The sequence below is a fragment of the Streptomyces sp. NPDC058758 genome (assembly GCF_042746075.1).
Classification (GTDB): Bacteria; Actinomycetota; Actinomycetes; order Streptomycetales; family Streptomycetaceae; genus Streptomyces.
Genome location: NZ_JBHYPS010000006.1, coordinates 246,634 through 260,326, shown reverse-complemented (window position 1 = coordinate 260,326; position 13,693 = coordinate 246,634). Strand labels below are relative to the sequence as shown.

General features: G+C 73.9%; 16 protein-coding genes. 5 read left to right on the top strand and 11 right to left on the bottom strand.

The genetic code is table 11. The annotated features are described in order from the left end of the window. Nucleotides 1–9: 9 nt before the first annotated feature. Nucleotides 10–945 carry an oxygenase MpaB family protein gene (locus ACFW6A_RS11065; protein ID WP_386639960.1) on the bottom strand — a complete coding sequence of 312 codons (936 nt, stop codon included), beginning with the start codon at nucleotides 943–945 and terminating at the stop codon, nucleotides 10–12. Nucleotides 946–1,085: 140 nt separating this feature from the next. Further along, nucleotides 1,086–1,577, bottom strand: a complete 492-nt coding sequence (locus ACFW6A_RS11060; protein WP_351845392.1) for a hypothetical protein — start codon at nucleotides 1,575–1,577, stop codon at nucleotides 1,086–1,088. A 172-nt stretch (nucleotides 1,578–1,749) separates the two neighbouring features. On the opposite strand from ACFW6A_RS11060, the gene sph reads away from it, so the two are divergent. Further along, nucleotides 1,750–2,733, top strand: coding sequence for a sphingomyelin phosphodiesterase (gene sph / locus ACFW6A_RS11055; RefSeq protein ID WP_386639957.1), 984 nt, complete (start codon nucleotides 1,750–1,752; stop codon nucleotides 2,731–2,733). A gap of 9 nt (nucleotides 2,734–2,742) precedes the next feature. Here the strand turns inward: sph and ACFW6A_RS11050 are convergent, their stop codons facing one another. Beyond that, entirely contained in the window at nucleotides 2,743–3,258 is a 516-nt protein-coding gene (locus ACFW6A_RS11050) for a hypothetical protein (RefSeq protein ID WP_386639954.1), read from the bottom strand. A 93-nt stretch (nucleotides 3,259–3,351) separates the two neighbouring features. Next, nucleotides 3,352–3,834, bottom strand: coding sequence for a macro domain-containing protein (locus ACFW6A_RS11045; protein WP_351845386.1), 483 nt, complete (start codon nucleotides 3,832–3,834; stop codon nucleotides 3,352–3,354). A gap of 83 nt (nucleotides 3,835–3,917) precedes the next feature. Here ACFW6A_RS11045 and ACFW6A_RS11040 point away from each other — a divergent pair, with 83 nt between their 5' ends. The 3 genes from ACFW6A_RS11040 to ACFW6A_RS11030 are packed head-to-tail and all read left to right on the top strand — an operon-like array spanning nucleotide 3,918 to nucleotide 5,439. Continuing rightward, entirely contained in the window at nucleotides 3,918–4,127 is a 210-nt protein-coding gene (locus tag ACFW6A_RS11040; protein WP_386639950.1) for a helix-turn-helix domain-containing protein, read from the top strand. Further along, nucleotides 4,127–4,651, top strand: coding sequence for a Clp protease N-terminal domain-containing protein (locus ACFW6A_RS11035; RefSeq protein ID WP_351845382.1), 525 nt, complete (start codon nucleotides 4,127–4,129; stop codon nucleotides 4,649–4,651). The genes ACFW6A_RS11040 and ACFW6A_RS11035 overlap by 1 nt, the downstream gene beginning before the upstream one ends. Nucleotides 4,652–4,701: 50 nt before the next feature. After that, nucleotides 4,702–5,439, top strand: coding sequence for a MerR family transcriptional regulator (locus tag ACFW6A_RS11030; protein WP_386480746.1), 738 nt, complete (start codon nucleotides 4,702–4,704; stop codon nucleotides 5,437–5,439). On the opposite strand, the gene ACFW6A_RS11025 is transcribed toward ACFW6A_RS11030, so the two are convergent. Genes ACFW6A_RS11025 through ACFW6A_RS11010 form a run of 4 tightly spaced genes read right to left on the bottom strand, consistent with a single transcriptional unit; the run spans nucleotide 5,426 to nucleotide 11,222 of the window. Then, complete coding sequence (locus ACFW6A_RS11025; RefSeq protein WP_351845378.1) at nucleotides 5,426–7,600, bottom strand: 3-hydroxyacyl-CoA dehydrogenase NAD-binding domain-containing protein; 2,175 nt, start codon at nucleotides 7,598–7,600, stop codon at nucleotides 5,426–5,428. The two genes, ACFW6A_RS11030 and ACFW6A_RS11025, sit on opposite strands and share 14 nt — an antisense overlap. Before the next feature lie 38 nt (nucleotides 7,601–7,638). Next, entirely contained in the window at nucleotides 7,639–8,853 is a 1,215-nt protein-coding gene (locus ACFW6A_RS11020; RefSeq protein WP_351845376.1) for an acetyl-CoA C-acetyltransferase, read from the bottom strand. A 51-nt stretch (nucleotides 8,854–8,904) separates the two neighbouring features. Next, on the bottom strand, nucleotides 8,905–10,056 hold the full coding sequence (locus tag ACFW6A_RS11015; protein WP_351845374.1) for an acyl-CoA dehydrogenase family protein: 1,152 nt from the start codon (nucleotides 10,054–10,056) through the stop codon (nucleotides 8,905–8,907). Beyond that, nucleotides 10,053–11,222, bottom strand: coding sequence for a CaiB/BaiF CoA transferase family protein (locus ACFW6A_RS11010; RefSeq protein WP_386639947.1), 1,170 nt, complete (start codon nucleotides 11,220–11,222; stop codon nucleotides 10,053–10,055). Before ACFW6A_RS11010 ends, ACFW6A_RS11015 begins: the two co-directional genes overlap by 4 nt. Nucleotides 11,223–11,389: 167 nt before the next feature. On the opposite strand from ACFW6A_RS11010, the gene ACFW6A_RS11005 reads away from it, so the two are divergent. Continuing rightward, nucleotides 11,390–12,607, top strand: a complete 1,218-nt coding sequence (locus ACFW6A_RS11005; protein ID WP_386639944.1) for a saccharopine dehydrogenase family protein — start codon at nucleotides 11,390–11,392, stop codon at nucleotides 12,605–12,607. 31 nt (nucleotides 12,608–12,638) lie between these two features. Here ACFW6A_RS11005 and ACFW6A_RS11000 read toward each other — a convergent pair whose 3' ends face one another. The 3 genes from ACFW6A_RS11000 to mmpA are packed head-to-tail and all read right to left on the bottom strand — an operon-like array spanning nucleotide 12,639 to nucleotide 13,644. Next, complete coding sequence (locus ACFW6A_RS11000; RefSeq protein ID WP_351845368.1) at nucleotides 12,639–13,073, bottom strand: RidA family protein; 435 nt, start codon at nucleotides 13,071–13,073, stop codon at nucleotides 12,639–12,641. A gap of 53 nt (nucleotides 13,074–13,126) precedes the next feature. Then, a complete protein-coding gene (locus ACFW6A_RS10995; RefSeq protein WP_351845366.1) occupies nucleotides 13,127–13,507 on the bottom strand; it encodes a VOC family protein in 381 nt (126 codons plus the stop codon). Further along, nucleotides 13,504–13,644: a morphogenic membrane protein MmpA gene (gene mmpA / locus ACFW6A_RS10990; RefSeq protein WP_351845364.1), complete on the bottom strand. Its 141-nt coding sequence runs from the start codon at nucleotides 13,642–13,644 to the stop codon at nucleotides 13,504–13,506. Before mmpA ends, ACFW6A_RS10995 begins: the two co-directional genes overlap by 4 nt. Between the last annotated feature and the right edge of the window lie 49 nt (nucleotides 13,645–13,693).

Here is a 13,693-nt window from a genome sequence, read left to right as displayed (position 1 = left end):
GGCCGTCCGTCAGCGCCCGGCGCGGCGGGCGGCCTCCCGGGCGCGGCGGGCGAGCGGCAGGTAGCGCAGCCGCTCGGGGAGGACCGGGACGACGGCGCGGACGATCCGGGCGAGGCGGCGCAGCCGGCGCTCCTGCTCCGGCGTCCACTCCAGGCCGATCGCGGCGCGGGCGTCCGGCGGCATCAGGCCGACGGTGAGGAAGGCGCGGATCCGCTGGAAGGGGCGGCGGAGCAGCGGCCACAGGGGGCGGAGGACGATCCGGAGGAGCAGCGGGCACCGGTCGGGGGCGGGCACCGGCGCGTCCGGGTCGAGGAGCTCGCGGACGACCGCGGTGGCCTCCAGCTCCTCGGCGAGGACCGTGCGGTAGTAGGGCCAGAACTCCTCGACGGTCTGCGGCATGTCCCGGTCGTGGATGCCGAGGATCCGGCCGACCTGGAGCCACTCGGCGTACAGCCGGCGGTCCTGGGCCTCGGTGAGGGGCCGGTGGAGCAGGGCCAGGCCGTGCCGGTAGACGGGGTAGCCGGTGGCGTGGACCCAGGAGTAGTAGGCGGGCGTGAGGGCGTGGTAGCGGCGTCCGCGGGCGTCGGTGCCCCGGATGTCCCGGTGCAGCGCGCGCAGCCGGCGTCCCTCGGCGGCGGCGTCCTCCCCTCCGTACACCCAGAGCTGGACGGAGCGCAGCGAGCGCTCGCCGCGGCCCCAGGGGTCGGTGCGGAAGACCGAGTGCTCGTCGACGCCGGCGCCGATCGCGGGGTGGGCGACCTGCATGGTGAGGGCGGCGGGCAGCATGAGCAGCGCACGGACGTCCCCGGCGACGCTCCACAGCACGCCGCCGACGGGCGGCGGAGCGGGATCGGCCGGTCCGGGGCGGCCGGCGGGGCCGGGGCGGCCGGCGGGGCCGGGGCGGCCGGCCGGGGTGCCGGCGGTGGCCTCGCTGCGGGTGCTCATACGGGGGTCCCCCTGCCTCTCGCGTCGGTGACCGCCCCTCCAGGGTGCACCCCCGGGGGCGGTACGACGACGCCGGGGCCGCTCCGGGGGCTCTCGCCCCGGGAACGGCCCCGGCGTGGTGTCGTGCGGGTCGGTCGCGGTCAGGCGCGGTCGGCGCCGACCGGCTCGCCGACGATGCGGCCGGCGAGGGCGCGGGCCCAGGCGTCGACGTCGGCGTTGAGCTCGCGCTCGGCGGCGTCGCGCTCGGCGGCGATCTTCGCGCTGCCGGCGGCGAGGATGGAGTCGCGCTCGGCCTGGCCCTCGGCGCGGGCGGCGGCGATGGCGGCGGAGCCCTCCTCGACGGCCTTGGAGCGGATCCGGGCGGCCTCGTGGCGGGCCTCGGCCAGCTCGGCCTCGTACTGGGCGCGGATGTCGGCGGCCTCGGCACGCAGGTCGTCGGCACGGCCGGTGGCGCCCTCGGTGGCGTCCTCGCGGAGCTCCAGCGTGCGCTTGATCTTCGGGAGGATCACCTTCGCCAGGAAGAAGAAGGTCAGGAAGAACACGGCGAAGCCGAGGATGAGCTCGGCCCAGACCGGGTTGAGCGGGCCGAGGTCCATGTCGAAGATCTTGGCGTTGGAGGCGAGGGTCGTCATGGCGCGCATCCTACCTGGTCCCGGGAGCGGCGGATCGTACACCCCCGTGATCGTTGGCGCGCTCGTACGACGCGGGCAAGATTCCCGGCACCTGAAGGCTACCGGAAGGTAACTACGACTGGTTGTATGGCCCGCGCCGAGTCCAACCCCCCACCCATCGTCGGGAGTTCACGTGTCCCTCAGCACGCTCCGCCGCATCCCCGGGGCCGCCGTGTCCCTCGCGCTCGCCACCGCCACCCTGGCGGCGACCGCGCCCGCGGCCTCCGCCGCCCCCGAGGCCGCGACGCCGCGCCTGAAGGTGCTCACCTACAACACCTTCCTCTTCTCGAAGACCCTCTACCCGAACTGGGGACAGGACCACCGGGCCCGGGCGATCCCCGCCGCCCCGTACTTCCAGGGCCAGGACGTCGTGGTGCTCCAGGAGGCCTTCGACAACTCCTCCTCCGACGCGCTCAAGGCGAACGCGGCGGCGGCCTACCCGCACCAGACGCCCGTCGTGGGCCGCTCGAAGACCGGCTGGGACGCCACCGGCGGGGCCTACTCGGCCACCACCCCGGAGGACGGCGGGGTGACGATCCTCAGCAAGTGGCCGATCGTCCGCAAGGAGCAGTACGTCTACAAGGACGCCTGCGGCGCCGACTGGTACTCGAACAAGGGCTTCGCCTACGCGGTCCTCGACGTGAACGGCAGCCGGGTGCACGTCGTCGGCACCCACGCCCAGTCCACCGACCCGGGCTGCTCGGCGGGCGAGGCGGCGCAGATGCGCAGCCGCCAGTTCAAGGCGCTGGACGCCTTCCTCGACGCGAAGAACATCCCGGCGGACGAGCAGGTGATCGTCGCGGGCGACATGAACGTCGACTCCCGCACGCCCGAGTACGCCACGATGCTCGCCGACGCGGGCCTCGCCGGGGCGGACGCCCGCACCGGCCACCCGTACTCCTTCGACACCGAGCTGAACTCGATCGCGGCGGAGCGCTACCCGGACGACCCGCGCGAGGACCTGGACCACGTCCTCTACCGGGCCGGCAACGCCCGCCCGGCGAACTGGACGAACCACGTGGTCCTGGAGTCGACCGCGCCGTGGACGGTCTCCAGCTGGGGCGTGAAGTACACCTACACCAACCTCTCGGACCACTACCCGGTGACCGCCTTCTGACCTTCCGGGTCAGAAGGCGGGTCCGCCGAAGACGCCGTACGCCCAGGCGGCCACGGCGATCCCGACGAGCACCAGCACCACCCAGGAGCCGGCACCCGTGTGCCGGCTCCTGGGCTTGGGGGCCTTGGGTTCCCTGGGGGTCTTGGGTTGCTTGCGCGCCCCGCGTCCCGCCCGCCCCCTGCCCGGCCGTCCGGCCCGGGACGGGCCCGCGTCCGGCCCGGGGGCCGGGCCGGCCGACGCGGCGACCTCGGCGAGCATCCGCCGGCAGACCGTGGCCAGCTCGGCGACCGGCGCCGTCAGGTCGACGACGACCTCGGTGCGGGCCGGGGCCGTCGTCCCCCCGTCGAGGATCCGACCGGCCCGCAGCAGCGCCCGGTCCTTGCCGCCCGTCGGCGCGAGGCTGATCCACCGCCGCACGTGCTCGCCGCGGATCACGACGCCCCCGCCCCGCTCCCGGTACACCGTGTGCTCCCGCCACAGGACCTCGGCCAATTCCGCTGCCGTCTCCCTGAGTTGCGCGTACATCCCACTCCCCTGTTCCCGCCCGCCGACGCGGACCGGCCGCCGACTCTAACCCCCGCGCCGCCGCCCGGCCGGGCCGCCCCTGAGACCCGCCCCTTACGCGCCGAAGTCGTACACGGTGACCGGTATCCCCCGCCCCGCCAGCCGCTCCCGCACCAGCGGCTCCACCCGCTCCCACTTCCCGCCCGCGAGCCCGCAGCCGATCCGCGGCATGTGGACCGAGGCGTCCAGCTCGACGGCCTTCTCCGCGAGGAGTCCCAGGGCCCGGTCGATCGCCTCGTACCGCACCGGGACGCCGGTGCTCCGGCCGGTGCGGATCCCCCGCTGGCCCACCAGGTTCGCCACCCAGAGCTGCGGCGAGACCTGGACGAACTGCGCGGCGCCGAGGCCGAAGTCGTTGGCCGCGCGCTCCCGGTGCCAGCGGCGGAAGGCCGCCTCCGGCTCCGGCCAGCGGCGCGAGACGGCGAGCACGAAGCCCTTGCCCCAGCCGCCCAGGTCGTTGCAGACGTGGGCGACGATCCGGACGCCCTTGCCGTGCGGCGCGGTGGCGTCGCCGCGTACGTACTCGATCTCGGTCATGGGGTCACCGTAGGAGCAGGGTCCGACACCGCCGCATGTCAACCATGGTTGACAGTCTTCGCGTGTCAACCTACATTGACAGCATGACCGATGCGACCGATCTCGCCGCGCGGGCCGGTGACCGTGATCCCCGGGTGGGGCTGCGGGCCGTGGCCGCCCTGCGGCGGCTGCTGGAACAGCTGGAGGCCGTCCAGGTGCGCAGTGCGCGCGCCCGGGGGTGGTCCTGGCAGGAGATCGCCACCGAGCTGGGGGTCAGCCGGCAGGCCGTTCACAAGAAACACGGGAGGCATTGATGTTCGAGCGGTTCACGAAGGCGGCGCGGAGCGTGGTGAAGGGGGCGGTCGAGCACGCGGAGCGCGGCGGGGCCGAGGCCGTGACCCCCGAGCACCTGCTGCTGGCGCTGCTCGACCGGGAGGACACCCGCGCGGCGGCGGTGCTGGCCCGGCTGTGCCCGCGGGACCGCCGCCCGTCCCTGGTCTCCGCGCTCTCCGACGCGCGGCGGCGGGCCGGGCTGTCCCGGGCCGAGACGGAGGCCCTCGCCGGCCTGGGCATCGACGTCGACGCGATCGTCGCGCGCGTCGAGGAGACCCACGGGACCGGGGCCCTCTCCGGCGGCCGCAGGGCGCTCGGCCGGCGCCCCTTCTCCCGCGAGGCGAAGACCGTCCTGGAGAAGTCCCTCCGGGTGGCCCTGGCCCGCAAGGACCGGGAGATCGGCGACGAGCACCTGCTCCTGGCGCTCACCACCACCGGCGGCGCCGTCGCCGAGACGCTGGCCGACCACGGCGTCACCTTCGCCTCCGTCGAAACCGCGCTCTGAGGGGCCCGAGGGCTTTTACAGTGCTGGTGAGACAGCAATACTGTTGAACCATGGAGGACGAGAGCGACGAGGGACGGCTGCCCGGCTACACCGTCGACGAGCTGGCCGCCCGCGCCGGGGTCACGGTGCGGACCGTGCGGTTCTACGGGACGCGGGGGCTGCTGCCGCCGCCGGTGATCGGGCCGCGGCGGGTCGGGCGGTACGGCCCCGAGCACCTGGCGCGGCTGGCGCTCATCGAGGAGCTCCAGCGGCAGGGCATGACGCTCGCCGCGATCGAGCGGTACCTGGAGCAGCTGCCGCCCGACCTGAGCGCGCAGGACCTCGCGGTGCACCGGGCGCTGGTGGCCTCGTGGGCGCCGGAGTCCGCCGAGACCATCACCCGGCGGGAGCTGGAGCGGCGCGCCGGGCGGGAGCTGGCCGACCGTGACGTCGAACGGCTCGCCGCGATGGGGGTGCTGGAGGCGGGCGAGGACCCGGCGGTGTTCCGGCTCGACGGGTCGCTGCTGCGGCTCGGGGTCGAGATGCTCGACGTGCCGATCGAGCACGACACCATCCTCGCCTCCCGGACCGTGCTGCTCGACCACGCCCGGTCCGCCGCCCAGGAGCTGGCCCGGCTCTTCCAGGAGGAGGTGTGGAACCCGTACCGGGAGAGCGGGGAGGACCCGGACCACCTGACCGCCATGAAGTCGCTGTCCGCGCACATGCAGCCGATCGTGGTCCAGGCCCTCGTCACCGCGTTTCAGCGGTCGCTGAGCGAGGAGTTGCGCTCCGCCTTCAGGAGTCCGTGAAGGTCTCGCCCCGCTCGGCCTTCTCCACCAGGAGGGCCGGCGGGTCGAAGCGCTCGCCGTACGTCTCCGCCAGCTCGCGGGCGCGGGCGACGAAGCCGGCCACGCCGCCCTCGTAGCCGTTGACGTACTGGAGGATGCCGCCGGTCCAGGCCGGGAAGCCGATGCCCATGATGGAGCCGATGTTGGCGTCGGCGACCGAGGTCAGGACGCCCTCCTCCAGGAGCCGGACGGTGTCCAGGGCCTCGGAGAAGAGCATCCGCTCCTGCATGTCGCGGAAGGGGATCTCGTACCCGGGCTTGGTGAAGTGCTCGCGCAGGCCCGGCCAGAGCCTGCCGCGCTTGCCGGACTCGTCGTAGTCGTAGAAGCCGGCGCCGCCGCTGCGGCCGGGGCGGCCGAACTCGTCGACCATGCGGTCGATGACGGTCTCGCCCGGGTGGGTGACCCAGGTGCCGCCGGCCTCCTCGATCGCCTTCTTCGTCTCGTTGCGGATCTTGCGCGGGAGGGTGAGCGTCAGCTCGTCCATGAGGGAGAGGACCTTCGCCGGGTAGCCGGCCTGGGCGGCGGCCTGCTCGACGGAGGCGGGCTCGATGCCCTCGCCGACCATCGCCACGCCCTCGTTGATGAAGTGGCCGATGACGCGGGAGGTGAAGAAGCCGCGCGAGTCGTTGACGACGATCGGCGTCTTGTTGATCTGGCGGACCAGGTCGAAGGCGCGGGCCAGGGCCTCGTCGCCGGTGCGCTCGCCCTTGATGATCTCGACCAGCGGCATCTTGTCGACCGGGGAGAAGAAGTGCAGGCCGATGAAGTCGGCCTGGCGCTCGACGCCTTCGGCGAGGACGGTGATCGGGAGGGTGGAGGTGTTGGAGCAGAGCAGCGCGTCGGCGTCGACGACGTGCTGGATCTCCTGGAACACCTTGTGCTTGAGCGCGGTGTCCTCGAAGACGGCCTCGATGACGGCGTCGCAGCCGGCCAGGGCCTGCGGGTCGGCGGTCGGGGTGATCCGGGCGAGGAGGGCGTCGGCCTTCTCCTGGGTGGTGCGGCCCCGGGAGACGGCCTTGGCGCAGAGCTTCTCCGAGTACGCCTTGCCCTTGGCGGCGGCCTCGTCGGTGACGTCCTTGAGGACGACCTCGATGCCGGCGCGGGCGCAGGAGTAGGCGATGCCGGCGCCCATCATGCCGGCGCCGAGCACGGCCACCTTGCGGACCTGGCGCTTCTCGACGCCCTTGGGGCGGCTGGCGCCGGAGTTGACGGCCTGGAGGTCGAAGAAGAACGCCTGGATCATGTTCTTCGCGGTCTGGCCGGTGACCAGCTCGGTGAAGTAGCGGGACTCGATGACCTGCGCGGTCTCGAAGTCGACCTGGGAGCCTTCGACGGCGGCGGCCATGATGTTGCGCGGGGCCGGGTAGGGGGCGCCGTTCAGCTGCTTGCGCAGGTTGGCGGGGAAGGCCGGCAGGTTCGCGGCGAACTTCGGGTTCGACGGGGTGCCGCCGGGGATCCGGTACCCGGGGACGTCCCAGGGCTGGGCGGACTCCGGGTGCGTGTCGATGAAGGCGATGGCCTTGGCCATCATCTCCTCGGGCGTGGACGCCAGTTCGTGGATCAGGCCGCTGTCGAGGGCGCGCTTCGGCGTGTACTGGGTGCCCTGGAGGAGCACCTTCAGGAGGGCGTCGGTGATGCCCATGAGGCGGACGGTGCGGGTGACGCCGCCACCGCCGGGCAGCAGGCCGAGGGTGACCTCGGGCAGGCCGATCTTGGAGCCGGGCGCGTCGAGCGCGATCCGGTGGTGGGAGGCGAGCGCGATCTCGTAACCGCCGCCCAGGGCGGCGCCGTTGAGGGCGGCGACGACCGGCTTGCCGAGGGTCTCGATGCGGCGCAGGGCGCGCTTCATGTCCATCGCGGCGTCGAAGATGTCCTGGGCGTGCTCGGGGCCCGCCTGGATCATGTCCTTGAGGTCGCCGCCGGCGAAGAAGGTCTTCTTCGCGGAGGTGTAGATGACGCCCCGGATCGAGTCCTTCTCGGCCTCCAGACGGTCGGCGACGGCCGCGATCGACGCGCGGAACGCCTGGTTCATGGTGTTGGCGGACTGGTTCGGGTCGTCGAGGACGAGGGTGACGATCCCCGTGTCGTCCTGCTCCCAGCGGATGGTGGTGCTCTCGCTCATGCTGATGCTTCTCCGGTTGAGGGGTGCGGACGGGGAGGTCAGACGCGCTCGACGATGGTGGCGATGCCCATGCCGCCGCCGACGCAGAGGGTGGCCAGGCCGTAGCGCTTGTCCTGGCGCTCCAGCTCGTCGACGAGGGTGCCCAGGATGATCGCTCCGGTGGCGCCCAGCGGGTGGCCGAGCGCGATGGCGCCGCCGTTGACGTTGACCTTGTCCAGGGAGACGCCCATGTCCTTGACGAAGCGCAGGACGACCGCGGCGAAGGCCTCGTTGATCTCGATCAGGTCGATGTCGTCGATGGTCAGGCCGGCCTTGGCGAGCGCCTTGCGGGCGGCCGGGGCGGGGCCGGTGAGCATGATGGTGGGCTCGGAGCCCGAGACGGCCGCCGCGACGATCCGGGCGCGGGGCGTGAGCCCGTACCGCTCGCCGATCTCCTTCGAGCCGACGGCGACGAGGGAGGCGCCGTCGACGATGCCGGAGGAGTTGCCGGCGTGGTGGACGTGGTCGATCTCCTCGACCCAGTGGTACTTCTGGAGCGCGACCGCGTCGAAGCCGCCCAGCTCGCCGATGTCCTTGAAGGACGGCTTGAGCTTCGCGAGGGAGTCGGCGGTGGTGCCGGGGCGCATGAACTCGTCGTGGTCGAGGACGGTCAGCCCGGCCCGGTCGACGACGGGCACGACCGAGCGGGCGAAGCGGCCCTCCTTCCAGGCGGTCGCGGCGCGCTCCTGGGAGAGGGCGGCGTACTCGTCGACGTCGCGGCGGCTGAAGCCCTCGATGGTGGCGATGAGGTCGGCGCCGATGCCCTGGGGGACGAAGTTGGTCTCCAGGTTGGTCATCGGGTCGGCGAACCAGGCGCCGCCGTCGGAGGCCATCGGGACCCGGGACATCGACTCGACGCCGCCGGCCAGGACCAGGTCCTCCCAGCCGGAGCGGACCTTCATCGCGGCCATATTGACCGCTTCGAGGCCCGAGGCGCAGAAGCGGTTCTCCTGGACGCCGGCGACGGTCTCGGGGAGGCCGGCGGCGATGGCGGCGATCCGGGCGATGTCGGAGCCCTGGTCGCCGACCGGGCCGACGACGCCGAGGACGATGTCGTCGACGGCGGCCGGGTCGAGGCCGGGGTTGCGGGTCTGGATCTCGCGGATCAGGCCGGTGACGAGGTCGATGGGCTTGGTGCCGTGCAGGGCGCCGTTGGCCTTGCCGCGTCCGCGCGGGGTGCGGATCGCGTCGTACACGTACGCTTCGGTGCTCACGGGAAGCCTTTCGCGGTGAGGGTTTTCTCGGAAGGGTGCGGGGGGCGGGAGTCAGCCGAGGAGGGAGCGGCCGATGATCTCCTTCATGATCTCCGTCGTGCCGCCGTAGATGGTCTGGATGCGGCCGTCGGTGAAGGCCCTGGCCACCGGGAATTCGCTCATGTAGCCGTATCCGCCGTGCAGTTGCAGGCAGCGGTCGGCGACCCTCTTCTGGAGTTCGGTGGCCCACCACTTGGCCATGGAGGCGTTGACGGGGTCGAGACCGAGGCCGGTCGGGTCGGCGTGCTCGGCGATGCAGCGGTCGACGAAGGCGCGGGTGACGGCGCACTCGGTGGCCATCTCCGCGATCTCGAAGCGCACGTGCTGGAGCTTGGCCAGCGGCCGGCCGAAGGCCTCGCGCTCCTTGACGTAGCGGGTGGTGAGCTCCAGCAGGTGCTCGGCGCCCGCGATGCCGGCGACGGCGATGGCGAGCCGCTCCTGGGCGAGGTTGGTCATGAGGTGGACGAAGGCGCCGTTCAGCTCGCCGAGGAGGTTCTCCTTGGGGACGCGGACGTCCTCGAAGAAGAGTTCGGCGGTGTCCTGCGCCTTCTGGCCGATCTTGTCGAGGTTCCGGCCGCGCTCGAAGCCCTCCATGCCCCGCTCGACCACGAGCAGGGAGAGGCCGTGGGCGCCGCCCTCGGGGGTGGTCCTCGCGACGACGATCACCAGGTCGGCGAGGATGCCGTTGGAGATGAAGGTCTTGGAGCCGTTGAGGACCCAGTGGTCGCCGCGGTCCTCGGCGGTGGTGCGGATGCCCTGGAGGTCGGAGCCCGCGCCGGGCTCGGTCATCGCGATGGCGGTGACGATCTCCCCGGAGCAGAAGCCGGGCAGCCAGCGGCGGCGCTGCTCCTCGGTGGCGAGCTTGGTGAGGTAGGGGCCGATGATGTCGTTGTGCAGGCCGATGGCGAGGCCCGGGGCGGCGGCCTTGGTGAACTCCTCGGCGAGGACGGAGGCGTACCGGAAGTCGGGGTTGCCCCCGCCGCCGTGCTCCTCCTCGACGGCGATGCCGAGGAGGCCCTGGCGGCCGGCGGCGCGCCAGGCCTCGCGGGAGACGATGCCGTCCTTCTCCCACTGCTCGTAGTGGGGCAGCACCTCCTTCTCCAGGAAGGTGCGGACGACCGCCCGGAAGGCTTCGTGGTCCTCGGTGTAGAGCGTGCGCTTCATGCGGTCCTCGACTCCTGGGTGGGCGGGGCGTCCTGGGCGGTGAGCAGGGCGGGAACGGCCCAGTCGCGGGCGACCTCGTCGGTGTCGGCGCCGGGCAGGGCGGGTCCGGTACGGAGCGTGCCGGGGGTGGCGGAGAAACGGGGCGCGGGGGCCGGCTGGACCAGTCCGCCGTGCTCGGCGAAGGTGGCGCGGGCCGCGAGGTGCGGGTGGGAGGGGGCCTCGCGGAGCGAGAGGACGGGGGCGACGCAGGAGTCGGTGCCCTCGAAGACCGCGGTCCACTCGTCGCGGGTACGGCTCCGGAAGCGCGCGGCGACGGCCTCGCGCAGCTCGGGCCAGCGGGCGAGGTCGCCCCGCAGGCCGTCGGCGTCGGGGAGGCCGAGGAGGCGGGCGAACTCGGCGTAGAAGCGCTGCTCCAGGGCGCCGACCGCCATGTGGCCGCCGTCGGAGGTCTCGTACACGCCGTAGAAGGGGCAGCCGCCGTCGAGGAGGTTCGACCCGCGCCGGTCCTGCCAGCCGCCGGCCGCGAGCATGGCGTGGATCATGCTGGTGAGGTGGGCGGTGCCGTCCACGATGGCCGCGTCGACGACCTGGCCCTCGCCGTGCGTCCGCGCGTGCTGGAGGGCGGCGAGGACACCGACGACCAGGTAGAGCGAGCCGCCCGCGTAGTCGCCGACCAGGTTGGCGGGGACGGTCGGCGGGCCGTCCGGGTCGGGGCCGATCATGCCGAGGGCGCCGGTGACGGCGATGTAGCCGATGTCGTGGCCCGCCGTGTGGGCGAGCGGGCCGTCCTGGCCCCAGCCGGTCATCCGGCCGTAGACGAGCCGGGGGTTGCGGGCCAGGCAGGCGTCGGGGCCGACGCCGAGGCGTTCGGCGACGCCGGGGCGGTACCCCTCGACCAGGAGGTCGGCGCGCTCGACGAGGTCGAGGACGGCGGCGCGGCCCCCGGGGGTCTTGAGGTCGAGGAGGACCGAGCGCTTGTTGCGGTTGGTGAGGTCCTTGGCGGGGTCGACGCCGAGGCCGGCGCCGCCGGGGCGGTCGACGCGGACGACGTCGGCGCCGAGGTCGGCGAGGAGCATGGCGGCGAAGGGGCCGGGGCCGATGCCGGCGAGCTCCACGACCCGGACACCGGCGAGCGGGCCCGTCCGCTCGGTCTGCCTCGTCTTCATCGAGCCCCCAGAAGTGTGTGACACCAATGATGTAACACCGGAGATGCTAGGAACGTGTTCCACTCGGCACAAGCCCCCCGGCCGAGCAAGCGCTTGGAAATTCGGCGGGGCGGCCGGGTCCGCTATCCTCCGCCGACGACGACGCCGAGGGACGGGAGTGGGGCTCGATGGAGACAGGGGCGGGCGCGGGGCGGGAGACCGGCCGGGAGACGGCGGAGCGGCCGTACGACGTGGTGCTCTACGGGGCGACCGGGTTCGTCGGCGAACTGACCGCGGAGTACCTGGCCGAGCACGCCCCCACCGGGTGCCGCTGGGCCCTCGCCGGGCGCTCGCCCGCCAAGCTGGCGGCGCTGCGGGACCGGCTCGCCGCCGGCCGGCCGCACCTCGCGGACCTCCCGCTGCTGGTCGCCGACTCGGGCGACCCCGCCTCCCTGCGCGCACTCGCCGGCGCGGCGCGGGTGGTGGCCTCCACCGTCGGCCCGTACGTCTGGTACGGCGAGGGCCTGGTCGCTGCCTGCGCGGACGCCGGAACCGACTACCTCGACCTGACCGGCGAGGCCGAGTTCGTCGACCTCGTGTACGTCCGCCACGACGCCCGCGCCCGGGAGACCGGCGCCCGGATCGTGCACGCCTGCGGCTTCGACTCGGTGCCGCACGACCTCGGCGTGCTCTTCACGGTGGAACAGCTGCCGGAGGGCGTGCCGCTGCGGGTCGACGGCTTCGTCCGGGCCGGCGCGGTCTTCTCCGGCGGCACCTTCGCCTCCGCGCTGACCGCCTTCGGACGCGGCCGGCAGATGCTGCGGGCGGCCCGCGAGCGCCGGCTGCACGCGCCCCGGCTGGTCGGCCGGCGGGCCCGCGCGCCGCTGGGCGCGCCCCGGTTCAGCACCGAGACGGGCACCTGGGCGCTGCCGCTGCCCACCCTGGACCCGCAGGTGGTGGCCCGGTCGGCCGCCGCCCTGGAGCGGTACGGCCCCGACTTCCGCTACCGCCACTACGCCTCGGTGAAGACGCTGCCGATGGCCCTCGGCGGCACGGCGGCGCTCGGCGCGGCCGTCGCGGCGGCCCAGGTCCCCGCCGCGCGCCGGTGGATGATGGACCGGTACGAGGCGGGCAGCGGCCCCTCGGCCGAGCGGCGCGCCCGCAGCTGGTTCACGGTCCGCTTCGTCGGCGAGGGCGGCGGACGCCGGGTCCTCACCGAGGTGGCGGGCGGCGACCCCGGCTACGACGAGACGGCGAAGATGCTGGCCGAGTCGGCGCTCTGCCTCGCCCTGGACCCGCTGCCGAAGACGGCGGGCCAGGTCACGACGGCGGTCGCGATGGGCGACGCGCTCATCGCCCGGCTGCGGGCGGCGGGGCTCCGCTTCCGGGTGGCGCACGCGGAGTAGCGGGCGGCCCGGGGCGCGCGGGCCGCCGGCTTCACCAGCCGATCATGTCGGCGGGGGCGGTGCGGTCGTCGACGATCGCGTCGATCTCGATCTCGACCAGCCAGGCGGGGTCGATGAACCGGGACACCTCGACGAAGGTGCAGGCGGGACGGACCCCGGCGAACCGCTCCCCGTGGGCGCGGGCCGCCTCCCGCCAGGTGGTGGCGTCGGTGAGCATGACCCGGGTGCGGACGACGTCGGCGAGGCGGGCGCCCGCCTCGCGGAGGGCCGCCTCGGCGATGTCGAGGCAGCGCACGGTCTGGGCGTAGACGTCGCCGGGCGCGGTGGCGGTGCCGTCGGGCGCGATCGGGGCCGTACCGGCGACGGAGACGTACGGGCCGTGCCGTACCGCGCGGGAGAAGCCGATCTCCGGTTCGAGCGGCGAGCCGGAGGAGACGAGCCGGCGGGAAGTCGTGTGCAGGTCCATCCGCTCATCCTGCCCACCGCGCGCGCCGGCCAAAGCCGGGACGGGGACGGGCTTCAGGGCCCCATGAGGCGGAAGGGGTGCCCGGCCGGATCCGCGTAGACCCGCCACAGCGGCGCCCCGTCGGGCCCGTCCGCGTCGCCCAGCGGTACGGCACCGAGGGCGAGCACGGCCCCGTGGGCGGCGGCCGGGTCCGGGACCCGGACGTCCAGCAGGAACTGCTGCTCGGGGGCGCCCCAGACGGGCGGCCGGTGGTCGGCCACCTCCTGGAAGGCGAGGACGGGTCCGCGCGCGTCGCGCAGCACGGCCGAGCCGGCGCCGACGGCGAGCCCCGGATCGGGCGCGTCGACCTCGCCGCCCAGCAACTCCCGGTAGAACCGGGCGAGTCCGAAGGCGTCGGGGCAGTCGAGCACGACGCAGCGCAGCCGCCCGTTCACCCGGTGGTCCAGTCGGCGAGCACGTACAGGATGGCGCAGGTCCAGGCGAGCGCGGAGAGCGCGGCGACGGCGAGGACGGCGGGCAGCGCGCGGCCGCCGGAGCGGCGGCGGGGGCCCGTGGTGGCGGGGGAGGTCATGGAGGCCACTGTGCCGTGCGGGTCTGACAGCGGGCATCCGTACGGCTAC